The following is a 24,605-nucleotide window of genomic DNA, read 5'->3' as shown; positions in this document are numbered from 1 at the left end:
CTACTTCACCTCAAATTTACCGGAGCCGATTTCGCGATCCCAGATGTCGAATGCCTTGACCAGTTCGGCCGGGGCGAGGGGCGTTGCCTTGGGCATCTTCTCAATCAGGGCGTCGTACCAGTCGCGCCCGAACTCCTTGAGGAGGTCCTGGCTCTCCTGCGGGGCCATCTCGAGGGTCGCTCCCTCGATGGAGGGGCCGGGGTAGAAGTAGCCACTGTCATAGGCCATGGCGTTCGTCTCCGGCGTCAGCATGTCCTGGAGCAGAAGCAGGATCGCGGAGATCTTGTCAGCCGACTGTCCCTTGGGGATGACCGCATAGTGTGCGTCGGTCACCCAGGTGAACTTGTCGAATGCAGCGGCCTCGATGTCAGCGGGCTCCTTGCCGGTCGCCCGCGGTTCAATGTCCCAGCCCGTCGTGGTGGGAATCATCGACCAGGTGCCGTCAGCCATGTTGGTGATGACCTGGCCCGTACCCGTCGGGTAGTTGTCGATGGTCGCACCGATGTCCTTGAGGTACGCCCAGGTCTTGTCCCACCCCTTCTCGGGGTCACTCGGGTCGGAGTCGCCGAGGATGTAGGGCAGGCCCATCAGGAACGTGCGTCCGGGACCGGAGTTGGCGGGCCTGGCGTACCCGAACTTGCCGGGGTTCGCCTTGGCCCACTCCAGGAGGGCCTCCGGAGTGGTCGGAACATCCGTGACCACCTTGGGGTCGTACTGGATCAGCGGTCCCGACGGGTAGTACGTCGTGACGACGCCATAGCCACCGGCCAACTTCTGCATGTTCGCCGCAGGTTCTATGTAGTTCGCCTGGTTGCTGAGGCGGTCCCCGTAGTCGTCCACCACAGGCAGCCAGAGGTTCTGGTCAATACCGGCTGACAAACCGTCGTTGCCGGTCATGACGAGGTCGACGGACAGGTTCTTGCTGTCGACCTGGGGCTTGATCGTTCCGACGAGGTCGGGCGCGCCCGCGCTCTCCCAGGTGACGGCCGAGATGATGTCGGGGTTGGCCTTCACGAACGCGTCGACCATCGGACCAGTGAGCTTCTGGTTTCCGGCAACGTCGAGGATGTTCAGGGTGACAGGGGCCGACGGCTTGTCGGGGACCGAGTCCGCATCTCCGGCGGGGGACGCACTCTGGGATGGTCCGCCCGTATTCGGCGCGGAGCAGGCAGCGAGTGTCAGTGAGAGCACGGCAACGACAGACGCCGCAAAGACGCTTTTTGGTGCAGGCATAACGTGTTCCTTTCCTTCTTGGTTCCCTAGACGTGGGCGTCTAGAAGCGTGTGGGGTGCGCCGAGCGGAGGATTCTTCTCCCGAGCTGAACGCATGTCTTGTGAGCCACCGGCGGGCACGGCGGTGGACTGGCGGATCACCAGTTCGACCGGGATCTGGTGGACGGGTTCGCTGTTCCACTGGCTGCCGAGGACAACCTTGAGCAGCGAGTCGACGGCTGCTCGTCCCATCTGGATCCGGGGGAAGTCGACGGTCGTCAGGTTCGGCCACACGAACGTCGCCACGGCGACGTTGTCGAAGCCGCCCACGCTCATGTCCGCGGGTGCGCTCATACCGCGTTGGCGGAGCCGGTCCATCAGTCCCAGTGCCACCAGGTCGTTGAAGGCCACCACTGCGGTGGCTCCACTGGCGATCGCGAGGTCCCCCGCCTGGATGCCGCCGGAGAAGGTGGGCCGGAAGTGTCCGAGCTGCACCAGATCCAGCTCGGGTGACGTGCGCCCGTATTCGGTGAAAGCGTCGCAGCGGTGATCGTTCGACCAGCTGCGCGCCGGCCCTCCGGCGTAGGCGATGTGGCGGTGCCCCAGTGCCACCAGATGGTCCATCATGGCCCGCATCCCGCTGGCGTTGTCGTACGTGATGGACGGGATTCCGGGCATCGTCCGGTTGACGAGAAGCGTGGGTGTCTCCTGGGCCATCCGAGCGATGTCGGCATCGGTGCCACGCGCGGAACAGAAGATGATTCCGTCCACCTGTTTGCCGAGGTGCTGGAAGATCTCCACCTCTGCGGAGGGATCCTCGTCGGTGTCAGCCACGAACACCGTGTAGCCCACCTCTCGCGCACGAGCCTGGGCGCCCTTGCAGATGGAGCCGAAGAACGGGTTCTCCAGGTCGGGGACGATGAGCCCGATGGTGCCGCTTCGTCCGGTGATGAGGCTGCGGGCCATGGGATTCGGGCGATAGCCCATGGAGATGGCCATGGCCTGAATCCGCGCTCGCGTCGCTTCGTTCACCTTGTGTGGCGCCGACAAGGCGCGGGAAACGGTTGCGGGTGACACGCCGCAGGCCTGGGCGACATCGCGAATGGTTACAGCCACCTCACACCGCCCCGTGTAGTTCAGTCGCAGTCGATGCATCATTGCAACGCTGTGGGGACAGTCTGCAAACCTTTTCATCGTCTCGTCAAGAGGTGACATCGATTTGTTATAAATCAGGGCGCCGCCGTCTACTCCCTGTCAGGATGGGTCTGGGAATCACGCTTGATTGTCGGTATGGTGAAGAGCAGTTGCGTCCAACTTCCCCTCGGGGACCGCTGGAGAATCTCTGAAACGATGTTGCAGTGTTGCAACCAGGAGGAAGAACATGTCGAAGGCGTCAACCACTGGTACGGCATGGTCGCTCGATCCCGATCGTGCACTTCCAGCTGAGCCCCGGCAACGCGACATCGCCCGGGCTGTGTACCGGGCCACCGCGGAGCTTCCCATCGTGTCCATGCACGGCCACGTCGCGGTGGAAGCCATCCTCGACAACCAGTCGTTCGGCGACCCGGCGGAACTGTTCGTCATACCGGACCACTACCTGGTGCGCATGCTCGTCTCCCAGGGGTACTCCCCCGCCGACCTCGGCGTCCCCGCGGTGGACGCATCCGGAACGGCTTCTGAAACCGACCATCGCAAGATCTGGCGGCTGTTCTGCGAGAACTGGAAGCTCTTCCGAGGAACGCCGACCCGCTACTGGATCGAGCACGCACTCATCGACGTCTTCGGCGTCACCCACGTGCCCTCATCCGAGCACGCGGACGAGATCTACGATCACCTGCTCGCCACGCTTGCACTGCCCGAGTTCCACATCCGGAGCCTGTTCGACAGGTTCAACATCGAGATCCTCAGTACCACGGATGCACCGGAATCTGACCTTGCCGCGCATGCGGCATTGGCTGCCGACGGCTGGGGCGAACGAGTTGTCCCGACGTTTCGTCCCGACGCCCTCTTCTACCCGCATCACGCCACGTGGCGCGACGGCATCGGCCGCCTTTCTGCTCGCAGCGGCATCGAGATCACCGGCTACGAGAGCTACCTGGACGCCCTCAGGAAACGCCGGTTCGCGTTCGCGGAAGCCGGCGCCCGGGCCAGCGACCACGGCCATCTGCTCGCTGACACCACGCCCCTCGCTGCTGCGGATGCGGGACGGATCTTTGACGCTGCCAGACGCGGACAGATCAGCCAGGGCGAATCTCATGCATTCGCCGCCAACATGCTCTTCGAGACGGCACGCATGTCGCTCGACGACGGACTGGTCATGCAGTTGCACCCCGGCGTCCTGCGGAACCACTCCGACGCCAATTTCACGGCGTTCGGCGCCGACACCGGCTTCGACATTCCCATCCCCATCGAGTTCACCCGATCCCTTCGCCCGCTCCTTGAAGAGTTCGGGCTGGACCCACGGTTCCGGATGATCCTCTTCACCATCGATGAGGACGTCTACTCGCGGGAACTGGCCCCCCTGGCCGGCGTCTATCCATCCGTGCGCCTCGGGGCCCCGTGGTGGTTCCTCGACTCGCCGGGCGGGATGGCGCGTTTCCGCGATCTCGTCACGGAGACCGCCGGTTTCTACAACACGAGCGGGTTCGTCGACGACACGCGGGCGTTCGCCTCCATCCCGGCCCGGCACGACCTGGCGCGTCGAGTCGATGCGGGATACCTCGCCAAGCTCGTCGCCGAGCACCGCCTCGGCCTCGACGAAGCCGTCGAAACTGCCATCGACCTGGCGTACAACCTGCCGCTCCAGTCCTACGCCCGCCGCGACAGCTGACTCCCCCCGTGCACCAGAACTGACCCCTGCGACACTGAAGTTCCACTGAGGAAAGAGAGCACCATGGCTGTTATCGAAACAGCGGAAGTCTTCGTCACAAGCCCCGGACGCAACTTCGTGACCTTGAAGATCACCACCTCCGACGGCGTCACCGGACTCGGGGACGCCACCCTCAACGGTCGCGAACTCTCAGTCGTCGCCTACTTGAAGGAACATGTCGCCCCCCTGCTGATCGGACGCGATCCGCAGAATATCGAGGACATCTGGCAGTACCTCTACCGCGGTGCCTACTGGCGGCGTGGCCCTGTGACGATGGCATCCATCGCCGCGGTCGACGTCGCCCTCTGGGACATCAAGGGCAAGGTCGCGGGGATGCCCGTGTTCCAGTTGCTCGGCGGTGCTTCCCGCACGGGCGCACTCGCGTACGGGCACGCCTCCGGCTCGGACCTGCCTTCACTGTTCAGCTCCATCAGGAACCATCTTGACGAGGGCTACAGGGCAATCCGCGTGCAGACGGGGGTGCCCGGCCTGGGCCAGGTCTACGGAGTCGCCAGCGACCAGGCTCCCGGTCAGCGCTACGACTACGAGCCGGCCGGCCGGGGCGCTCTGCCGAAGGAGGAGGCATGGGACACCCGTGCCTACATGCGCCACATCCCGACCATCTTCGCGGCAGTTCGTGAGGAGTTCGGGTACGAACTACCTCTGCTGCACGACGCGCACCACCGCCTCACCCCCAATCAGGCCGGCAGCCTGGGCAAGACGCTGGAGCCCTACGACCTGTTCTGGCTCGAGGACTGCACCCCCGGCGAGAACCAGGAGGGGCTGCGGCGGGTCCGCTCGCAGACCACCACGCCGCTCGCCATTGGCGAGGTGTTCAACTCTGTCTTCGACTACCAGACGCTCATCACCGAGCAGCTGATCGACTACGTCCGCAGCGCCGTGACCCACACCGGTGGAATCAGCGGGCTGAAAAAAATCATGGACTTCGCCGCGGTCTACCAGATCAAGTCCGGCTTCCACGGACCGACGGACATCTCCCCGGTCGGGCAGGCCGCCGCCCTCCACCTGGACATCGCCATCCACAATTTCGGCATCCAGGAGTACATGCAGCACTCCGAGGACACCTTGAAGGTTTTCAAGACCAACTACACCTTCGAGAACGGACTTCTGCACCCTGGTACTGCACCCGGTCTCGGCGTCGAATACGACGAGGATCTCGCCGCCGGATTCGAGTACACCACCGCCTACCTCCCCATCAACCGCCTGCAACTCGACGGGACCATGCACGACTGGTGACGGCGTTCACTGGGTCGTCAGGTGAGGTCGTCAGGTGAGGTCATCGGCCCAGGGAGCGATGTCGACCTCGTTGCCCTCGGCGTCGGCGAGGGTCCACCAGTGCGGCGCGTTCGCGTCGCTCACCATGTGGCCACCCGCGGCCAGTGCGGCGGCGACGCGCTGTTCCACCTGATCGCGGGGTACCGAGACATCGACGTGGATGCGGCTGCGCTGGGGCCGCGGCTCGTCCATCTGCTGGAAGGTCACCACCGGCCCGAAGCCCAGAGGATCCACGGCATCGTCGTCGCCGCGTTCCACGTAGCCCATGGCGGCGCACCAGAACGGCCACACCTTCGCGATGTCCAGTGCGTCGATGGAGACCTGCATGGCCTGCACTTTGGACGGGTCGGCAGGGATGCCCAGTGTGCGCGCCGCGAGTGAAATCTGCTGCGCCAGGGCAACATCACGCTCGCTGATGTCGTCGATCTCATGGGTGACCGTGCAGACTCGCACTCCCCCGTAGCGCAGGTCCACGTCCGGGTGATGGTTGGCTGCATCGGCCAGAGCTCCGATGGCCTCCACCAGTTCCACACCCTTGGCGAACGATCCGGTCGAGAAGTACGCCGTCGCGCCGCCGAACACCACGCGCCAGTCCTCGACACCGTCGACTTCATGGAACTGCCGATGGGAAACACGTTCAACCATGTCCGCTCCGCTCATCCGTCCGCCTCCGTCCTGGAGGGTGGGTCCACATTGCGCCCGCACGTCGTCGTTGTCAACGGTCGGGGTGGACCCGCACCAGAGGTAGTCGGAGTGAACGCAGACTTGACCATCGACTCTCTCGGAGCCTGAAGGTCAGGCTCCGAGAGTATGACTATGAGTTGGCTTGCTGCCACGCTTCCAGGAACCGGAGGAAACCGGTCGCGCCAGGATCCTGCAGACCAATACTGCGCTCCTGCATCCAGGAGGCGCGACCGCGACGGGACTGAAGACCTGTCGACCGCTCGACCCCCTCACGTGCCGCTTCGATGGCGGCAGCGAGGGGCTCTTTCTCCAGTCCAGCGACGTACGCCTCCGCCGCAGGGAACATCGCGTCGAGAATCGTCTTGTCACCCAACTGAGATTTGCCACGCTGGCTGATCGACTGAGCGACGGCCTGAATAAACGGACCCACTTGATCCGGTCCAATCATGGCCGCATCGTTGATGGTGCGCGAGCCCGCAAGCAGCCCGCCGGCCACGAGCGCCGCCATCGTGGACGGGTTGGCGTTGGCGAAGGCTTTGGCGCAGGTCAGGAGCACCTCCGTCGGCGTCGTGTCATCACCCAACTTGGCCAAAGCCTCGTTCGTCGCCTTGGCTCCGAGCGACACTGTGATACCAAGGTCACCGTCGCCCAGTGCCTGGTCCAAATCGCCCAGTTCGTCAGCGCTTTGAGCGAAAACCGTCAAGCAGCGGCTGATCGCTTCCTGCAGTGCCTTTCCGTCCATCGCTCAGATCTCCTGAAAGAACGGCGTACGAGCCGGTGCGTTGAGTAGCGCAAGGCGTTCTGCGTTGAGTTTCAGCATCGAGATCGAGGCACCTGCCATTTCAAGGCTGGTGGCGTATTCGCCTACGTAGTGCTTCGCGATAACAATGCCGCGCTCGGCAAGGTTGTGGTGCACCCTTCGAACGAGAACATACAACTCCTCCAGAGGAGTGGAACCCAACCCGTTCACGAGGAGTGCAACCTCGTCGCCCTTCTGCAGGGACAGGTCTTCAATCTGTGGCAAAGTGAGTCGGTCGGCAATTTCGTCCGCGGTCTCCAGCTTGCCCCGATGGATGCCGGGCTCGCCGTGAATCCCAATGCCGATCTCCATCTCGTCATCGGACAGCTCGAAGCTGGGTTTCCCGGTCATCGGCATGATCGTGGGTGTAAGCCCCACTCCCATGGTTGCCGTATTGTCGACGATATCCTCCGCGACGGCCGCAACCTGCTCCAGCGAGTCACCCCGCTCCGCCGCAGCGCCCGCCCCCTTGAAGGCGAAGAAGATGCCTGCGACACCGCGGCGATCTGCTGCACGTTCGCGAGGCTGACTCGCCACGTCGTCACGGCCCACAACGGTGAGGGTCGAAATGCCGTCAAGTTCGGCCATGTCTGCAGCCAGATCAAAGTTGAAGACGTCTCCGCCGTAGTTGCCATACAAGTACATGACCCCGGCACCGCCGCTGACAGCCTTTGTGGCTTCAAGCACTTGGTCCGAGGACGGCGAAGAGAAGACGTTGCCGATGGCAACTCCATCGCACAGGCCAGCTCCGACGTACCCCTTGAACAGGGGAAGATGCCCAGACCCACCCCCCGTGACAATGCCGACTTTGCCAGCGACTGGGGCGTCCGCCCGCACCATTACACGTGCGTCCTCACCCGGCGTCTTCACGAGCTGCGGATGCGCCAACAGGATTCCTTCGATGAACTCGTCGACGAAATTCTGCGGGTCATTGATGATTTTCTTCATTACTGCTCCATCCTTGATGAATCGGTTTATTTGGTGGGCGCACCGGAGGCGATCCGCTTTTTGCCGCGTCGAAGCTTGGGCCAGGTGATGGCATCGACGATCATCACGGTGATCAGGATCACACCTTGGGCGATCGCGTACTGATAGGTCGAGAGCCTCAACGCGGTGAATCCGCTGGAAACAACCTGAAGGGTCAGCGTCGCCAAGACGACACCGGCCACGGACGCAAAGCCGCCGTTCGGGTTGGCCCCACCGAGGACGGCGATCACGATCACCAGCAGGACGTACGAAGTTCCGTAGTCTGCCGACGCTGTTGGATTTCTAGCCAGGAAAAGGAAACCCGCCAGACCGGCCAGACCACCGCCGATGGCGTAGCTCCCGAGCAACACCTTCGCACTCCGAATGCCGGAGAAAAGCGCGGCTACGGGGTTGGCGCCTTGCAGTTCCATTTTTCGGCCGAGCGCGGTCCGGTTGATCATTATCGCAATGCTGATTGCTACCGCAAGAAACACGATGAACAGCATTGGGATGGTAGCGACAGCGGTCTTACCGAATGTCACGAAACCTGACGGCGCCCCGTAGAGGGTCGAGCCACCGGTCCACACGATGGCCAGACCGTTGAGGATCTGCATGGTTCCGAGCGTAGCGAGGATGGGTGTGATGCCGACCACACCGATCAGCACCCCGTTGAGTAGCCCACAAAGTACACCGACCATTATTCCCGCCAAGAGGATGGGAACGGCCATCGACTCGGCCAGCCCCGGACTGGATGCCCCCAATGCGGTGTACATCGTGGACATCGTGATTGCAGACAAGTTAGCGATCGAGACCAGGGACAGGTCGATGCCGCCTGTCAACATCGCCAGAGTCATGGCAACCGCGATGACTCCGACCTCCGGCGCCGACACCATGATGTTCTGCAAGTTGATGGGCCCGAGGAACACGCGCGGATTCAGGGCTGCGAAGAGGGTGAAGGACGCGACAAAGACAAGTACCATCCGCCCAACTCCGCGGTTGTCCCGCGCCCGCTCCACCATTCCCCGTACCAACGAATCAACTCGGCCATTGGTATCCCGCAGGCCCGTGCTCAGATCATTCTTCGGCATCGTCAGGCCTCCTTTCCAGCTGGCGTTGCTGCATCTTCGACAGAGTGCACGCGTCTCGCCTTGCGCCGGGCGGACACCGTCTGGATACCAATACCGACAATGAGCAGGATGCCAACAGCGGCCCGCAGCCACGCCCCGGGGACACCCACCAGTAGCAGGCTGTTGTTGATGACCTGAATCAGCAACACTCCGAGCACAGTGCCGAGAACAGAACCTCGACCACCGAAAATCGACGCCCCACCAAGAACCACGGCCGCGATGATGTCAAGCTCGCCCCCCACGAGATCTTGGGGGTTCGCGCTTCGGCTCATCACGATGTGCGCAACGCCCGCGAGCGATGCGATGACGCCCACCAGTACATACGTGAGCACCTGAGTACGCACGACACGGAAGCCGGCCCGTCGAGCGCCCTCATAGTCTCCACCGATGGCGTAAAGCGAACGACCAAACATCGTCCACTTCAGCAGGCCCCACACGAGCAGTGCCACCACAACCGCCAGCAGGACAAGCACATGAAGATAGGCCTTCCCGTTGCTGGTGACGACATTGACCACATTGACCGTGGAAAGTCGCGACATCGAGGGGGGGAGGTCCGGGTGATAGCGCGAGCCGACATAGGTGAGCATTGCGCCGAAAAAGATGCCCTGAGTCGCCAGGGTGACGATCAGCGTTGGAAGTCTGAATCGAGCGATGACAACTCCGTTGATCAGCCCGAGGACAGCACCGATACAGGCGGACATGAGGAAAACGACCGGGACCCCGTAGTCGAAGTCGAAGTTCAACATCAGCGTGACCGACGTATAGGCAGAGGCGATGGCCACCACTGGGAAAGACACGTCAATGCCCCCTGAGATGATGACCAGTAACACAGCCAGCGCCAAGATCAACGGCACGGTCGTACTACGCATGATCGAGAACGCCGTGTTGATGGAAAAGAACACGGGATTCAACAGAGACATGATCACGCACAGGCCGATAAGCACGAGCAGCAGAGTGCCCTCGTTGTTTCTACCTTGAAGTCTTCTTAAAGAGGGCATCAGACCGCCATGCTCTGTTGAATTGTCTCGACGGACACGTCGTCGCCGGCGAGTTCTCCGGACACACGACCCTTGGTCACCACGAGCACGCGGTGACAGCACGCCACCAACTCCGGCTCGTCGTCGGAGATGACGATGACGGCCATCCCTCGGCGAGCCTGTTCGCGGAGCAGGTCAAGGATCTGGGCCTTCGACCCGACGTCGACTCCGACGGTTGGGCCGTTGAGAATCAGGATCTTTGGGTTGGTCGCAAGCCACTTTGCCAGGACCACACGCTGGGCGTTACCCCCCGAGAGGGTGCGTACTGCAGCCTTCGCATTGGGCGCCTGTATGTGAAGCTTCTGAAACAGCTCATCGATAGTGGCGCGGATCCGCCGGCGATCGAGGACGCGCCATTTGGTTCTGTGTTCGCTGAGTGAGCTCGCCACGATGTTGTCGGCGATGGATTTTTCGAGAAACAACCCCTGGGTGAGTCGGTCTTCCGGCACGTAACCGATACCCGCGCTGACAGCGTCGCGGATGCTTCCGATGGCGACGGACTCGCCGTCGACACGCACCGTGCCCCGCTCCGCTGGCACGATCCCGAAGAGGGACTCCGCAATTTCCGTGCGACCCGAACCGAGGAGGCCTGTGATGCCTAGGATCTCGCCCTTTCGGACTTGAAAGTTCACATCCCAGAAGGCGCCCGGCAATGTCAGGCCGACCACTTCCAGCCGAACTTCAGCCTCGGGAGAAAGTTCAGGGAGGGTTCGCACGTCGTCAATGTCGAGGCCAGTCATGAACTTCGTGATCGACTTGATGTCGAAGTCCTCGACCGGGCCAGCCGTGACAACCGCTCCGGAACGCATGATTGTCACACGCTGCGAGATGCGAAGCACCTCGTTGAGTTTGTGTGACACAAAAAGGAGTGCGACACCGCGGTCTCTGAGCTTGTCCACGAGCACGAAGAGGTTTGTCACCTCTGCGTGAGTCAGCGCGGTGGTGGGCTCATCCATAATGATCACGCGTGCGCGGCTGATCATTGCACGACAGATGGCGGTGAGTTGCCGGTTGGCCACAGAGAGGTTGCCCACGTCAGCGTCGAGGTCGAGGTCCAGTTGGAGTTCCTCAACAATCTCCTTGGCCTGTGCACGCGCACGGCGCGCGTTGTGGAACTTATGGCGTTGGGCCACCGCCGAAGTGAGGACGATGTTCTCCGCCACCGTGAGATTGGGAAACAGCGAGAAGTCTTGATAGATGACTTGGATGCCAGTCTCGATCGCGGAGGTAGTGTCCATCCGCTCTCGGCTTTCACCGTCGACGACTATCTGCCCACCGTCAGGGAACTCGGCCCCCGAGATGATCTTGATGAGCGTGGACTTGCCGGATCCGTTTTCGCCCGCCAGACAGTGCACCTCACCAGGGCGCAGTTCCAGTGACACGTCGCGCAGTGCGACGACGCCGCCGAAACGCTTGGCAAGACCGTGCACGCTCAGAACGGGTGGGGCGGCGTCTACGCTCGCTCCAAATTCGACATTGGTGGTCATAAATGCACTCCTCAAGGCCTTGAGGGCGCACAGCGGTTCTCCGCCGGACGCCCCCAAGATCAGGAACTGTCAGAAGTCGAACTGTTTTGCGGCTTCCGCGTCGGCTGCGACCTGGGCAGCCCCGACGAACACATTGTCGAAGCCCTCCATCGGCTGCAAGTCGTTGTATCCCTCAATACCGAGGTCTGTGCCGGCGGCGATCTTGCCTCCCTCATGCAGAATCTTGGCAATCTGCAACTGTGCCTCGCCTGCCAGGGCTGGGTCCCAGAAGAAGATCTTGTCGATGGAGCCGTCGGCCAGGTACTGGTTGGCCACCGACGGGATCGAAGTCCCCATCACGCAGACCTTGTCCTCCAGACCTGCTTCCTGAACGGCGCGGGCGATGCCGGGCACATCGTTGCCCGCAGACCCCTGGAAGGCTGCGAGGTTCGGGTACTTCGCAAGCAATTCCTTGGCGCGCTGGTAGGCCGTGTCCTGATCATCGGTGCTCTCGATCGGGGTCTCGACACGCTTCATCTCCGGGAACTTCTCCTGCTGGTAATCGTAAGCAGCCCCCACCCACTCCATGTGGGTCTTCGCGGTCAGACCGCCGACGAACTGGACGTACTCACCCTTGCCCCCGGTGCACTCACCGAGGTTCTTCATGATGTCCGACCCGTAGGCCACGTTGTCGAAGGCCTCGATGTCAACGTCGACGTTCTTGATGCCGGTGGCCTCATGTGAGACAACAATGATTCCCTGCTCCCGAGCCTGCGTCAGAACGCTCTCGAGTGCCTCCGGTGAGTTGGGAACCACTGTGATGGCGGTTGGTTTCTGTGCGATCAGATCCTGGACAATCTGCACTTGCTTCTCGGGACTGACGTCGTCAGCTCCTTCTTGGCGTGCATCGATGCCTGTGCGCTCAGCAAAGGCTTTGACCCCCTGCTCCATACGCTGAAACCAGGGGATGGTCTGCGCTTTGACGACTGTCACCATCACCACATCGCCGCTGCTGGCACCATCGGTGGACTGGCCGGGGGTGGGTGACGTTTCACCGACGGTGCCACACCCGGTCAGCGCCAACGACAGGCCGGCGACCAGTGCGCCACCCCGAAGTAGATACTTGCGTGTCATTCGTTGACTCCTTCGTGAACGAGTTAATGCCTGCGAGGGTTCAGCATCTTCGCTGACGACGCACCTTGCTTGCTTGAGAGTGAAGCTAGACCAGTTGTGGGTACTCGTCAAGCAAAACCACACATAAATTTTTGGTAACGAACAGGTTCACGTATGAAAACTAACAAAAAATGTGCGTTTTGGGACAGGACATGTTCACATGGAGCTAGTGTTCGTGGCACCGAAACTGAGGGAGAACATGTCCAGACAAGCAGAGATCGTCGACGTCCTAAAGGATGAGGGGTTCCAATCTGTCCGTGACCTTGCGCTCCGTTTTGACGTCACTCCAGCCACCATCAGGCGCGACCTGACACAGCTCGAAGCGATGGATCTTCTGCGGCGGACGCACGGAGGAGCGACGCTGGTGAAGCAGGCAGAGACTCCCAATCACTTCAAGGAAGCCCTGCATCTGCCCGAAAAGGCCGCCATCGGGAAAGCTATGGCGGAACGGGTGTTGGACGGCCAGACGATCCTGCTGGACACTGGTACGACCACCCTTGAAGTTGCTCGCCACCTGAAGCATGAGCGGGTGACGGTCGTCACCAGTGACTTGCGGATCGGGCTGGAGATCGCGCGGAGGCGCTCTGCTCACCTCGTTTTTATCGGTGGAGAATTGCTGCCCGACTCCTACGCCATGTGGGGCCCCACCTCCGTACAACAACTAGCCAATCTTCGCGTAGACGTGGCAATCATGGGCTGTGACACTGTTGCCGAGGATGGCCTGCATCACTCCACGAGCTACGAAGTCGAGGTGAAGAGACAGATGCTGTCGATCGCGCGCGAGGCCTTCTTCGTGGCTGACAGCTCGAAGTTCGGCCGCGAGGCCCTGTTCAAAGTGTTTGACCTGACTGCCTTCACGGCGGGCATCACGGACTCGATGCTTGATGCACTACGGGCTTCACGCTTCGACATCCCCATCATTCAGGCTCCGGTCCACCCCAGGGTGTGAATGAAACGGACCAGACCGAGACGTCAGGGACTGATACTGCCAGCTGTTGCGTTGGTGGGGACGTCAGGGGGGACATGGACTCACAGGCGTCGGAGGAGCGTGGATGCCTTCAGCGTCCCTCTTCGAGTGAAACTTCGCTGATCGCTGGGATGAGGAGCGTGTTGGGCGTCCGGTCGCTCCTTTTGTTCGTCCTGGCAGCAGTGGCTGAGATCGGGCGCGCATGGCTGGTGTGGCAGGGCGTTCGGGAACACCGCGGGTGAATCTGGATTGGCCTCGGTGTGATTGCCCTCGGTCTCTACGGCGTCGTGGCGACGCTCCAACCGGACGCGAACTTTGGACGATTCCTCGCCGCGTACGGCGGCGTCTTCGTGGCGGGATCATTGGCCTGGGGGATGGTCGTTGACGGATTCGGTCCGGACCACTGCGATGTCGCCGGCGCCCTCCTCTGCCTCGCTGGAGTGGCGGTCATCCTGTCCGCACCCAGGAGCGCCTGACGGCCGACGATTCGGGATGCTCGTAGACTTGGCTACAGCGGGTCCCGCCTTCCCCTGCGCGCCCCTGCACGCCGGGGGATGGTGTCCTCGGGCGAATGGCCGAATCATCTCCCGCCCTGGGCAGGCTCAGGCGTCGACCCGATCGGATGTGACCGGAGACGTTGCCGGCACCCGTTCGCCCTTGGACATTGCGGTGATGCCCTTGGTGTTGCGCAGCAGCCGCATCGCATTGATGATCACGATCAGTACCGAGCCTTCGTGCACCAGCATGCCGATCGACATCGTGACCCCGCCGGCGAAGACACCGACGAGCAGCGCCACAACCGTGATCAGCGAGATCGCCATGTTCTGCTGCATGACGGTGACGGTGCGCTTGGCCAGGCTGATGGCCTCGGGCAGCTTCAGCAGGTTGTCGCCCATGAGTGCGATGTCCGCGGTCTCGACGGCGACAGCCGAGCCGGCCGCACCCATCGCCACGCCGATATCGGCGATGGCCAGGGCGGGGGCGTCGTTCACGCCGTCGCCAACCATCGCCACGGTGTGGCCCTGGGCCTGCAGATTTGCGACGGCATCCAGCTTGTCCTCGGGCAGGAGGCTGGCGTGGATCTCGTCGATGCCGGTGGCCCTGCCGATGGACTCGGCCACGAGCCGGGTGTCGCCGGTGAGCATGACGACCTTCTCAACCCCTGCGGCGTGAAGGCGCCGGACCATCTCGGCCGCATCCTCACGGACCTCGTCAGCGACGGCGACGAGCCCGATGACGTTGTCCTCGACCGCCACGATCATGGCCGTCCTGCCGTGGGCGGCGAGGTCCTCAGCCTGACGGGCCGCGCCCACATCGTCGCGGATGCCGTACTCCTCCAGCAACGCCGAGTTGCCGACCAGGACGCGCCTGCCGTCCACGTCCGAGACAATGCCCTTGCCGGGGACCGGTGTCACGTCGCCGGGGATGCCGCGCGGCGCCACGCCCTCGTCCACGGCTTTCTGAAGGATGGGGCGGGCCAGGGGGTGCTCGGAACCGGCCTCGGCCGCGGCTGCCCATCGAAGCACATCGCTGCTGCTCGACGTCGCGTCCAGCACAATGATGTCGGTCAGGCTGGGTGTGCCCTTGGTGAGGGTGCCCGTCTTGTCCACCGCAACGGCGGAGATCTTGGCGGAGGTCTCGAGGTACTCACCGCCCTTGATGAGGATGCCGTTGCGGGCGGAGCGGCCGATGCCGGCGACGATCGCCACCGGGATGGAGATGACCAGCGCACCGGGGCACCCGATGACCAGCAATGTGAGGGCCAGCACGATGTCGCCCGTGACAAGCCCGGCCACCACCGCCAGCAGCATGACACCGGGTGTGTACCACTTCGAGAAGCGATCGATGAAGGCCTGGGTCTTGGCCTTGCTGTCCTGCGCCTCCTCCACGCGGTGGATGATGCGGGCGAGGGTCGTGTCTGCGCCCACACCCGTGGCGAGCACCTGCAGGAAGCCGCCACGGGAGACGGTCCCGGCGAAGACTGCGTCGGACGCGACCTTCTCCACGGGGATGGACTCACCGGTGATGGATGCCTCATCGACGGCGCCGGTGCCAGAGACGACCTCGCCGTCAACGGGCACCTTGGCGCCGCTCTTGACCAGCACGATTTCACCCATGCGCACCTCGGCGGCCGGGACCTCCACCTGAGCGCCGTCACGCATGACGATGGCAACATCGGGGGCCACCGCGACGAGTTCCGCCAGAGCTGAGCGGGTCTTGTTCAGCGTCGCCGCCTCCAGGGCGTGACCGATGGTGAACAGGAAGGTGACCGCGGCTGCTTCCCAGAAGTTGCCGATGAGGATGGCACCGATGGCGGCGACGGAGACCAGCAGGTCGATGCTGATGTACTTCACCGCCAGGGCGCTGATCGCCTTGAGGATGATCCCGTAGCCTGCGGCGACCGCCGCGGCGAGCATGAAGACATCGGCGAGGGTGAAGAACGTAGCGCCGGTGGCGTGCGTTCCGGCGTCGATCCACCACCGCGGAGTGATGATGGGGTTGTACACGCCTCCTGCGATGCGTTCCACCGCCCAGGAGGCGATGATCAGCAGGCCGGAGATGACGGGGATGGCCCACTTGCCGTGGAGCCACGTGCGGAAACTGTTCACTGCCGTGCGTCCCTTCGTGAGGTTGTCGATGGTGGGGTGGGTCAGAATGCCGAGGGGCGGGCGGTGTATCCCGCCCTTGCCACCGCGGCGACAATGTCGTCGACGGAGGTGACGTCCGGGTCGTGGTCGACCTCGATCCGCGCGGAGGCGAAATGGACCTTCACGGATTCGACGCCCTTGAGACGGCCGACCTGCTTCTCGATCTTGGCGACGCAGGAGGGGCAGGAGAAGCCTTCGGCGCGGAGGCTGGTGTGGGTGGTGGTGATGGCAGTCATGATCTGAGTCCTGTTCGTTGATGTCTGGTGTGTTCGACATCTTCAAAGTACGAGAGAAGCCCCGGGGCCACCTTGACCAACGTCAAGTCCAGCTGGCGGGTTCTCCCGGCATGAGGCTCACCCCTCGGCCCATCCGTGAATCGGGGCGCAACGTGCCCAACCCGTCGGTGGATCCGTCCTCACCGACGGCGACAAAACTGCCATGACAAGGGTGGACCACCGGGAACCGCGGTACCTTGTGGGTGTGGCACGCCCACCCCGGATGGCGCCCAGAAGGGTTCAACCATGAACAAGCTCAACGTGGCGGCAAAGTCGCGTGAACTGGCCAAACAGGCAGCGACGGCGTCAAGTGGCCGGGCCTCGCAGACGGTGTTCGGCGGTCATGAGAAACAACTTCGCCAGACCGTGATCGCCATGCGGGAGGGAACCACACTGGCGGAGCACGCCAACCCCGGTGAGGCGACCCTGCTGGTGATCAGTGGCCGATTGTGGCTGACCAGCGGTGAGGACAGGTGGTCCGGTCGCGAGATGGACTACCTGGTGGTGCCGGACGCGCGGCACGGCATCGAAGCAGAAACCGACACCACGTTCGTGCTGACGGTGATGATGCCTCCTCGCTGATCCCGTGGATCGGGCCTTGCGGGAACGAGGGGCTTGCGGTCGATGCTCGAACAATCGCTGGGCGGGGCCGCGTCACAAGGTGATGACTCCCGAGGGGGTCAGACCAACTGCAGCGTCGTGATGCAGGTGGCACCTTCCTTGTCGGAGGAGAAGGCCACTTCCCCGGTCTTGCCGTCCTTGGTCACGGTGACTGTGCCACTGACGTCCTTGGGAACCCAGAAACCGACGAATCCGTTGGCGTAGGTGGTGGCGTCCTCGTCCACGAGGGTTTCGCCGTCCTCAGAGACGACGGTGACGTGGACATCGGTGTTGGTCAGCTCACCCTGGCAGGTGCCGAGGCTGTGGAAGTAGCAGTCGTGGGTGCGGCTCTCATAGGGCGCCACCGAGATGTAGAACTCGTCGCCGTCGAGCGGCAGCGTCGCCTGGGTGGTGCCGTCGTCAAGCGTCACCTCGTCGTAGCGGACCGATGCCATCAGAGGGAGCGGTCGGGCAGTCGGATCCTGGTCCAGAGCCTCAACAACTTCCTGCGGGCTCTTGCCGGAAAGTCCGCGCGAGGCCAGGATCGCCTCAGCGTCACCGGCGACGGTGTGCGAGGTCGCCGAAGGTGCGGGCGTCGGCCCGGTTGAGGCGGAGCATCCGGCCACGGCTCCGAGGCTGAGCAGGGAAACAGCAGTCAGGAGAGCGGTGCGTGCGCGGTTCATGGTGCGTCAATGTCCTTCTGTCGTCGTTGCGTGGTCACAGGTTCTGCAGGAGTTCCTGCATCTGGTGAATCTCGATCTGCTGCGCGTCGATGATGCGTTGCGCCAGTTCCAGTGCCTGAGGATTGTTGCCGTCACGCAATTCTTCCTCCGCCATCGCGACGGCCCCCTCATGGTGGGCGATCATGGACGACAGGAACTGGTTGTCAAACTCGGTGCCGGTCCCCTCCTGGAGCTCGGCCATGACCTGCTCCTGCGACTTGCCATTCATGTCCATGCCCCCGTGGTCCATACCGGCATGACCGCCCGGTTCCACGGGTTCCCCCCACGCGCTCAGCCAGCTCTGCATCAGCTGGATTTCCGGCAGTTGGGCCCCCTCGATCGTCGCGGCAACCTCCTTGACCTCGGATGATGCGGCCTGCTGAGCGGCAAGTTCTGACATCTCCAGGGCACCCTGGTGATGGATCGTCATCATCTGGGCGAATGTCACATCGGCATCGTTGTGCTCTGCGTCGACGACGGACGGGGGATCGCTCGTCGGCTGTGCGACAGACGCGGTCGAGGTGGCTGTGGCAGCGGGGACGCTGGTGGTTGCCTCAGGGGCTGCGGGCGGGTTGGCTGCGCATCCAGCGAGGCTGATGGCAAGCATGGCGCCCACGAGCACGGCGGCGACACGAGTTGATGACTTCACGATGTTTCCTCTGGAGCGGGGACGAAGTGGTTTCCAGCGTGCCCGGCGTCGAAGCGATCCCTCGTCAGGAACGGTGAAGGTTTGGTGAAGAAGGCAGTGACAGAGTGAAGGTGGCGCCTCTTCCCGGCCCGTCGCTGTGCGCCTGCAGATCGCCGCCGTGGGCGCGGGCGATGGCCCGCGCGATGGCCAGTCCCACTCCTGTCCCGGAACCGTCAGCGCGGGACCGGGCGGGGTCGGCGCGGTAGAAGCGTTCCATGACGTGGGGCAACGCTCTCGGGTCGATGCCCTCGCCATCGTCCACCACCTCAACCAGCACAAGCCCGTCGCTCACGGAGCACCGAACCTCGACGTGCCCCCCGGAAAAGGTGTGTCGCAGAGCATTGGCCAGGAGGTTGTCCAGCACCTGCCCGATGCGTGCCCGGTCCGCATGGATGGTGACGCCGGGTCCGGCAGGGATCACCAGTCCCACACCTGCCTCCGCGAAGCGCTGTGTCCACTGTCGTGCGAATGCCTCCAGGACATTCGCCGTGCTGATGTCCTCCAGTGACAGGCGCGGACGGCCCTCCTCTGCGGTGCTCACGTCCCGAATGTCGGAGGCGAGCCGAGCCAGGCGCGCAGATTGCGCCCGGAGCGTGGCATAGGTGTCGGGGCCCGGGATGAGCACGCCGTCCTCGAGTGCTTCCAGAGTGACGTCGATGGCGGCGATGGGGGTTCGCAGCTCGTGCGCGACATCGGTGAGCAGTGTGCGCCGCCGTGCTTCGGTCGTCTGGATCTGGGCGGACATGCCATTGAACGCGTCGGCCACCCGCTCCAACTCCGGGCTCGACCCGTCGAGCTGCACCGGCTGGTCGTAGCGGCCCGCGGACACGCGTAGCGCACCTCTGCCGAGAGCGTCCAACCAACGCCCCAGCCGCCTTGTGGTGACCACGCTCACCAGCAGCGCTCCGACGGCAGCAACCAGGAGCCCGATCCCGATGGACTGCAACCCGGCAGAGTAGAAGGCTTCCTGCGCATGTTCCAGCACATCAGGCTGGTCGCCATGACCTGCGCGACGCATGTGGTCGTTGAACACTGCGGGGCCCACGAGCGCCGCAGCAACGACGATGCTCACAGTCATGCCCAGCACCACCAGGCTCTGTCCCACCAACAGCCGGCGCGCAAGGGACCCGCTGCCCTGCCTCACGCGCCCTGCCCCATCCGGTAGCCGTGGCCGCGGACGGTGGTGACGTAGAGCGGGTCTGCGGCCGAGTCCCCCAGCTTGCGGCGCAGGTTGCCGATGTGCACGTCGACGAGGTGCTCATCGCCTCCCCAATGGCTGCCCCAGACGGCATCGATGAGCTGCCGCCTGGAGTGGGCGAGCCGGGGTTGCGAGGACAGGGCATCCAGCAGGTCGAACTCGGTGGCCGTCAGTTCCACGAGCAGCTGGCCCACCCTGACCTGACGGCTCACAGGGTCGATGACCAGGTCACCGAAGACCCGATCGGCAGCCAGTCCCGGCGCGCGGGGACGCCTCAGTTGCGCCTCCACCCGGGCCACGAGCTCGCGGACGCTGAAGGGCTTGCTCATGTAGTCGTCGGCACCGGCGGCCAGACCCTCGAGTGTGTCCTCCTCCTCCACGCGCGCTGTCAGCATGATGACGTAGCAGGTGGAGAAGGTCCGCAGCCGTCGGCAGACCTCCATACCGTCGAGGCCGGGCAGCCCCAGGTCGAGAACCACCACGTCGGGACGCCACTCGAGGGCGGCATCCACGCCGTCAGGACCGGTGTGGACGGCCCGTGCGTCGAACCCGGCGCGACCCAGATAGTTGACCACCGTCCCGGCCAACACCTGTTCGTCCTCGATGACCAAGACACGAGGCACAGCTGTGGGCTTCTTGTGAGGCTCCTGCATTGCCCCCGCCGAACCCAAGGCTGCCCGCGTCGCGCTCATGAGTGGTGAGGCGGTGTGTCGTACACAACGTGTTCGGTGTGCTGGAGGACGTTGGTGACAAGCGCGGCGACGTGTTCGTCGGGTTGGCCGTAGTAGATGGTGGTGCCATCACGGCGCGACACCACAAGGCCACCCGAGCGTAGTTTCGCCAAGTGCTGGGACACGGCCGGACCGGGCCGGCCGAGGGCTCCGGCGATGTCAGTCACCGACATCTCGGTCCCCTCCAGCATGGCCAGAATCGCCAACCGTGTCCGCTCCGCGAGCAGGCGCAGGACATCAACAGCGACGTCGAGGTCAGCATCGCGCGGAATCCCGGGCAACGTGGTGGCGACGAATGTCATGACCCCACCATGCCATGCTCACTCACCGGAGTGCGCTGCCACAACCACGCCGACAGCAGTGTCGCGCAACCCGCCACACCGGCCAGCGCGAGGGCTGTGACGGTCAGGCTGATCCCCCCCAGCCACCCCGCGACGGGGTAGGTGACCAGCCAGCACGCGTGGGAGAGCGAGAACTGGGCCGCGAACGCAGCCGCCAGGTCACGGGAGGCGACACCGCGCCGAATCAGGCGACCCACAGGGGTCTCGACAGCCGCCCAGCCGATACCCACCAGGATCCACAATCCGGCGACCACCGTCAGGCCCACGGTGGGTCTCGGCGCGGAAAGGGCGAGGGGGATCAACCCCGTCGCCAACGTCAGGAGCACCGCACCACCGAGCATCACCGACCGCTCTGTCCAGCGGCGCAACACACGCGGCAGCGCGATCGCTGCACCCATCGACCCTGCACCGTTGGCCGCCAGCAGCAGCGCCACCATGGCATCTCCCTGATCAAAGGTGCTGCGGGCAATCACAACGGTCTGAACAAGAACGAAAGCCCCCGCCGCCGCCACCGCCAGGTTGAGCGCCAGGACAGGGCGCAACCCGGGGGTCTTCAGGAACAGCACGATGCCGTTGCGGGCCCGCTGGCCGAACGGCATCTCCGGCACCCCATCCGAAGGCGTGTCGCGCCGCGGCAGCACGGTCGACACCACCAGCACCGCGGAGCCTGCGAAACCGATCCCGGTTCCGAAGAACAAAGCCGTCGACGGCACCACCAGCAACAGCACAGCAGCCAGCATCGGGGACAGGACCGCCTCCAGATCGTATGCAAGACGGGACAGTGACAGGGCTGATGTGTAGTCCTCCTCCCCCGGCAGGATGTCCGGGATCACGGACTGGAACGTCGGGGTAAACGTCGCTGATGCCGCCTGCAGGACGAAAATCAGCACGTACACCTGCCACGCCTGCCCGACGAACGGCAACGACACTGCCACCAACAACCGCACCAGGTCGGCACCCACCATGACCGCCCGACGCGGCAACCGGGCCAAAGCCGCCGCAGCCAACGGAGCAACAAAGACGTAGGCCACCATCTTGACGGCCAGCGCCGTCCCCAGAACACCACCCGCGTTCCCCGGGTCCAGTTGGTAGACCAACAGCCCCAACGCCACCGTCGCCAGACCCGTCCCCGTCAGAGCAACAATCTGGGCAAGGAACAGCCGACGATAAACGGGGTTGCTCAAGACGCGAAGCATGCCTCTAGACTTCTATATACCTGCATAACTGCGCAACTGCGCATTCAAGGACTGAAGAGCCGAGCAGTTGGGGGCACCCCGGTCCACATCGGTCGATCCAGCAATCAGGACTCGAGATGCTGTCGCAGGACCACTGCCGCGACGGACGAAGGCATCCCCGTCCCTTTCGTGATCCATGGGCACTGTTACTTTGAGGAGTGGGTGTGAGTCAACCAGCAAGCAGCCCGGCCAACGGCGTGGAGGCCGCACCAACACTGCTCGACCGCACGTTTCGGATCAGCCTCCTCCTCAAGGGCCTGGACGGGGTCCTGGAACTCATGGGCGGGGTCCTGCTGTTGGTGGTCTCGCCAGCCCGGCTCAACTCGCTGACCCGGTTCCTGACACAGCACGAACTCTCGGGGGACCCCAACGACCTCATTGCCAATGCCCTGCGGCATTACACGAGCACCATGAGCGTGTCGTCATCCCTGTTCGGGGCCGTGTACCTGCTCCTCCATGGGCTCGTGAAAATCGTGCTGGTTTGGGCGGTACTCAAGGACAAGCTGTGGGCCTATCCCTGGATGATTGCATTCGTACTGGTCTTCATCGCCTACCAGAGCTACCAACTGGTGATGGGCTTCACCACCGGGATGGCACTACTGACCGCCTTCGACATCTTCATCGTCTGGCTCACACTCCACGAATACCGAGTACGCAAGACCCGCACCTTGACCACCTCCAGCTAGCCCCATCACCCACCTGACGCCACGACGGCCATCATGCCGGCGTCCTCATGGTCGAGGATGTGGCAGTGGTAGACGCTGCGGCCCGGGTGGCGGGCGAAGTCCACGAGCACCTTGATGGATCCACCTGCCGTCACGTTGACGACGTCACGCCACATAGGTTCGTCGACACTCCTTCCATGTTCCTCGACGACCTGCATCGGCCAGACGTGCAGGTGGAAGGGGTGGTCCATGGTCGTGGGATTGCGGATCGTCCACTCCTCCACCGTGCCGGTGGTCACGCTCTGGTCGGTGCGTTCACCGTCGAAGGGCCGGTCGTCGAAGCCGAATACCATCCCTGCGCCCATCCCTTGCATGCCCATGGTCATGGTGATGTCGCGGCGATTGTCCGGGCCACGATCGCGCAGGTCCCGGTCCGGTATCCGTTGTGCACTCACCCGTCCATCGATGGGCAGGTCGTCACCGTCCACAACGAGCGTGGCCAGGGTGGCGGGACCGGAAAGATCTCCGCTGCCCACCATCCCCATCATCCCGCGCCCACGGTCGTATCCAAGGGTGGCCAGTTCACCTGTCCCGCGCCGCATCCTCACCAGCAGGTCGGCCCGGTTCCCCGGCGCGAGCAGCACGTCGTCAACGGGTCGAGGAGTCCTCTCGTGGCCGGAATCCATGCCCACCAGCCAGATGTCCTGACCCGGCGCTGCGAGGCGCAGGTAGCGGGAGGTGCAGGCGTTGACCACTCGCCACCGTTCGAGCTCGCCCGGCCGTGCCGACAGCAGGGGCTGGGACTGGCCGTTCACCAGCAGGAGCTCGCCCTCCCGTCCGTTCATGGTCTGTGCATGGGAGACCTGAGCGACGGCTCCATCACTACTGAGCGTGACGTCCGAGATGACGAGGACCCTGTCACGGGGAGAGGGCGCCTCGTGTTCGTCCTGGACGAGGATGGTGCCGTAGAGGCCGCCGAAGACCTGGTCGGGCACCGAGCCGTGATGGTGCGGGTGGTACCAGAACACGCCGGTGGGGTGATCCGCCGGCACGTCGAAACGAAAGTCAAAGTTCTCGCCGGGACCGATGCTCAGGAACGGGTTGTCCCCGTTGCCCTCCGGCGACACGGCGAGGCCGTGCGTGTGCACATTGGTGGGCTCATCCAGGTTGTTCACCAGCCGCACCTCGAGCCGGTCACCCGGCCGGAGAATCCACGTCGGCCCGGGAACGGATCCGTTGTAGGTCAGCATGCGCCCCGCGACTCCGGCGATGTCCACCTCCGTCCGCGAGGCGACGAGCTCGGTACGCAATACGCCATCCCGGCTGCGCAACTCTGCCGGCTGCACCAACTCCCGTCCTGAATTCGGGGTGCTCCCCAAGGATCCCGCCGTCCAGGGCAGACCGGTCTGGGACAGTCCCACGCCACCGACCAGAATCCCGGCAGCCCCGACGGCACCCATCTGGAGCGTCTGACGACGATTGATTCCGTCCCTCATCCGTGCTCGCCCAGCTGTTGGAGACGGTCCTGGTACTCGGCAGTATCGATCTCACCTCGGGCGTACCGCTCGTCAAGGATCTCGCGGGCCCGGCTCCGCCCCATCGGTCGGGAATCCGACCTCCCAGCTCTCGAGCCGCGCACCAGCATCATCACGAGCAGCACCACAAGAAGCACCACTCCCGCAACCAGGACGGCCAGGAACAACCAGCTCCACCCCATCCCGCCCCCCATCCCATTCCAGCCGCCCATCATCTGCCCCTCCCGACCTTGATACCCCGGCGGGTATCCATGCCATCGACAGTAGGCCTCTCCTCACCTCGGGACAAGGCTCAGAGCGCGTCTTCACCAGATCTTCATTCAGGCCCCGACCTCCGCATCATGTGACGGCGGAACAAGTCCGGCATCTGCC

General features: G+C 63.8%; 24 protein-coding genes and 1 pseudogene. 6 read left to right on the top strand and 19 right to left on the bottom strand.

Translation table 11 applies throughout. The features are described from left to right. Nucleotides 1-1,233 carry an extracellular solute-binding protein gene (locus tag EAX62_RS04180; protein WP_121900363.1) on the bottom strand — a complete coding sequence of 411 codons (1,233 nt, stop codon included), beginning with the start codon at nucleotides 1,231-1,233 and terminating at the stop codon, nucleotides 1-3. A 26-nt stretch (nucleotides 1,234-1,259) separates the two neighbouring features. Next, nucleotides 1,260-2,366 carry a LacI family DNA-binding transcriptional regulator gene (locus EAX62_RS04175; RefSeq protein WP_233557795.1) on the bottom strand — a complete coding sequence of 369 codons (1,107 nt, stop codon included), beginning with the start codon at nucleotides 2,364-2,366 and terminating at the stop codon, nucleotides 1,260-1,262. A gap of 226 nt (nucleotides 2,367-2,592) precedes the next feature. Here EAX62_RS04175 and uxaC point away from each other — a divergent pair, with 226 nt between their 5' ends. Beyond that, nucleotides 2,593-4,041, top strand: coding sequence for a glucuronate isomerase (gene uxaC / locus EAX62_RS04170; RefSeq protein ID WP_121900362.1), 1,449 nt, complete (start codon nucleotides 2,593-2,595; stop codon nucleotides 4,039-4,041). A gap of 63 nt (nucleotides 4,042-4,104) precedes the next feature. Beyond that, complete coding sequence (manD, locus tag EAX62_RS04165; RefSeq protein WP_121900361.1) at nucleotides 4,105-5,337, top strand: D-mannonate dehydratase ManD; 1,233 nt, start codon at nucleotides 4,105-4,107, stop codon at nucleotides 5,335-5,337. Nucleotides 5,338-5,367: 30 nt separating this feature from the next. On the opposite strand, the gene EAX62_RS04160 is transcribed toward manD, so the two are convergent. The 7 genes from EAX62_RS04160 to EAX62_RS04130 form a co-directional block, all read right to left on the bottom strand. After that, a complete protein-coding gene (locus tag EAX62_RS04160; RefSeq protein ID WP_199711113.1) occupies nucleotides 5,368-6,021 on the bottom strand; it encodes a VOC family protein in 654 nt (217 codons plus the stop codon). Nucleotides 6,022-6,190: 169 nt separating this feature from the next. Next, on the bottom strand, nucleotides 6,191-6,802 hold the full coding sequence (locus tag EAX62_RS04155) for a DAK2 domain-containing protein (protein ID WP_121900359.1): 612 nt from the start codon (nucleotides 6,800-6,802) through the stop codon (nucleotides 6,191-6,193). A gap of 3 nt (nucleotides 6,803-6,805) precedes the next feature. Then, nucleotides 6,806-7,807 carry a dihydroxyacetone kinase subunit DhaK gene (locus tag EAX62_RS04150; RefSeq protein WP_121900358.1) on the bottom strand — a complete coding sequence of 334 codons (1,002 nt, stop codon included), beginning with the start codon at nucleotides 7,805-7,807 and terminating at the stop codon, nucleotides 6,806-6,808. Between the two features lie 26 nt (nucleotides 7,808-7,833). Beyond that, nucleotides 7,834-8,913 (bottom strand): ABC transporter permease, encoded by a 1,080-nt coding sequence (locus tag EAX62_RS04145; protein ID WP_233557794.1) that lies wholly within the window; start codon nucleotides 8,911-8,913, stop codon nucleotides 7,834-7,836. 2 nt (nucleotides 8,914-8,915) lie between these two features. Next, on the bottom strand, nucleotides 8,916-9,896 hold the full coding sequence (locus EAX62_RS04140) for an ABC transporter permease (protein ID WP_233557793.1): 981 nt from the start codon (nucleotides 9,894-9,896) through the stop codon (nucleotides 8,916-8,918). Between the two features lie 53 nt (nucleotides 9,897-9,949). Then, nucleotides 9,950-11,476, bottom strand: a complete 1,527-nt coding sequence (locus EAX62_RS04135; RefSeq protein ID WP_121900356.1) for a sugar ABC transporter ATP-binding protein — start codon at nucleotides 11,474-11,476, stop codon at nucleotides 9,950-9,952. A gap of 69 nt (nucleotides 11,477-11,545) precedes the next feature. Then, complete coding sequence (locus EAX62_RS04130; protein WP_121900355.1) at nucleotides 11,546-12,589, bottom strand: autoinducer 2 ABC transporter substrate-binding protein; 1,044 nt, start codon at nucleotides 12,587-12,589, stop codon at nucleotides 11,546-11,548. 199 nt (nucleotides 12,590-12,788) lie between these two features. Between EAX62_RS04130 and EAX62_RS04125 the strand changes: the two genes are divergently transcribed. Further along, a complete protein-coding gene (locus EAX62_RS04125; RefSeq protein ID WP_233557792.1) occupies nucleotides 12,789-13,577 on the top strand; it encodes a DeoR/GlpR family DNA-binding transcription regulator in 789 nt (262 codons plus the stop codon). A 149-nt stretch (nucleotides 13,578-13,726) separates the two neighbouring features. Then, nucleotides 13,727-14,071, top strand: a pseudogene (locus tag EAX62_RS04120) (YnfA family protein). Between the two features lie 126 nt (nucleotides 14,072-14,197). On the opposite strand, the gene EAX62_RS04115 reads toward EAX62_RS04120, so the two are convergent. Continuing rightward, the gene (locus EAX62_RS04115; RefSeq protein ID WP_121900354.1) at nucleotides 14,198-16,204 is read right to left on the bottom strand and encodes a heavy metal translocating P-type ATPase; all 2,007 of its coding nucleotides are present in this window, start codon (nucleotides 16,202-16,204) and stop codon (nucleotides 14,198-14,200) included. Between the two features lie 41 nt (nucleotides 16,205-16,245). Further along, the gene (locus EAX62_RS04110) at nucleotides 16,246-16,479 is read right to left on the bottom strand and encodes a heavy-metal-associated domain-containing protein (RefSeq protein ID WP_121900353.1); all 234 of its coding nucleotides are present in this window, start codon (nucleotides 16,477-16,479) and stop codon (nucleotides 16,246-16,248) included. Between the two features lie 285 nt (nucleotides 16,480-16,764). Between EAX62_RS04110 and EAX62_RS04105 the strand changes: the two genes are divergently transcribed. Continuing rightward, entirely contained in the window at nucleotides 16,765-17,100 is a 336-nt protein-coding gene (locus EAX62_RS04105; RefSeq protein WP_121900352.1) for a cupin domain-containing protein, read from the top strand. A gap of 98 nt (nucleotides 17,101-17,198) precedes the next feature. Here the strand turns inward: EAX62_RS04105 and EAX62_RS04100 are convergent, their stop codons facing one another. From EAX62_RS04100 to EAX62_RS04075, 6 genes are all read right to left on the bottom strand, one after another. Next, nucleotides 17,199-17,801, bottom strand: coding sequence for a CueP family metal-binding protein (locus EAX62_RS04100; RefSeq protein ID WP_199711112.1), 603 nt, complete (start codon nucleotides 17,799-17,801; stop codon nucleotides 17,199-17,201). Between the two features lie 34 nt (nucleotides 17,802-17,835). After that, entirely contained in the window at nucleotides 17,836-18,489 is a 654-nt protein-coding gene (locus tag EAX62_RS04095; RefSeq protein WP_199711111.1) for a DUF305 domain-containing protein, read from the bottom strand. A gap of 64 nt (nucleotides 18,490-18,553) precedes the next feature. Continuing rightward, nucleotides 18,554-19,672, bottom strand: coding sequence for a sensor histidine kinase (locus EAX62_RS04090; protein WP_233557791.1), 1,119 nt, complete (start codon nucleotides 19,670-19,672; stop codon nucleotides 18,554-18,556). Beyond that, nucleotides 19,669-20,349, bottom strand: a complete 681-nt coding sequence (locus tag EAX62_RS04085; protein ID WP_456119768.1) for a response regulator transcription factor — start codon at nucleotides 20,347-20,349, stop codon at nucleotides 19,669-19,671. Before EAX62_RS04085 ends, EAX62_RS04090 begins: the two co-directional genes overlap by 4 nt. A gap of 65 nt (nucleotides 20,350-20,414) precedes the next feature. Then, nucleotides 20,415-20,759: an ArsR/SmtB family transcription factor gene (locus EAX62_RS04080; protein ID WP_121900351.1), complete on the bottom strand. Its 345-nt coding sequence runs from the start codon at nucleotides 20,757-20,759 to the stop codon at nucleotides 20,415-20,417. Then, on the bottom strand, nucleotides 20,756-21,994 hold the full coding sequence (locus tag EAX62_RS04075) for an MFS transporter (protein ID WP_121900350.1): 1,239 nt from the start codon (nucleotides 21,992-21,994) through the stop codon (nucleotides 20,756-20,758). The genes EAX62_RS04080 and EAX62_RS04075 overlap by 4 nt, the downstream gene beginning before the upstream one ends. Before the next feature lie 203 nt (nucleotides 21,995-22,197). Between EAX62_RS04075 and EAX62_RS04070 the strand changes: the two genes are divergently transcribed. Then, entirely contained in the window at nucleotides 22,198-22,719 is a 522-nt protein-coding gene (locus EAX62_RS04070; protein WP_158600511.1) for a DUF2127 domain-containing protein, read from the top strand. 5 nt (nucleotides 22,720-22,724) lie between these two features. On the opposite strand, the gene EAX62_RS04065 is transcribed toward EAX62_RS04070, so the two are convergent. Together EAX62_RS04065 and EAX62_RS04060 are read right to left on the bottom strand one after the other, a co-directional pair. Next, nucleotides 22,725-24,194 carry a multicopper oxidase family protein gene (locus tag EAX62_RS04065; RefSeq protein WP_121900348.1) on the bottom strand — a complete coding sequence of 490 codons (1,470 nt, stop codon included), beginning with the start codon at nucleotides 24,192-24,194 and terminating at the stop codon, nucleotides 22,725-22,727. Then, nucleotides 24,191-24,448, bottom strand: coding sequence for an SHOCT domain-containing protein (locus EAX62_RS04060; RefSeq protein WP_121900347.1), 258 nt, complete (start codon nucleotides 24,446-24,448; stop codon nucleotides 24,191-24,193). The genes EAX62_RS04065 and EAX62_RS04060 overlap by 4 nt, the downstream gene beginning before the upstream one ends. Between the last annotated feature and the right edge of the window lie 157 nt (nucleotides 24,449-24,605).

It is taken from the genome of Tessaracoccus antarcticus, assembly GCF_003688855.1.
Lineage (GTDB): Bacteria > Actinomycetota > Actinomycetes > Propionibacteriales > Propionibacteriaceae > Arachnia > Arachnia antarctica.
This window is presented reverse-complemented; position numbering and strand designations above follow the sequence as displayed.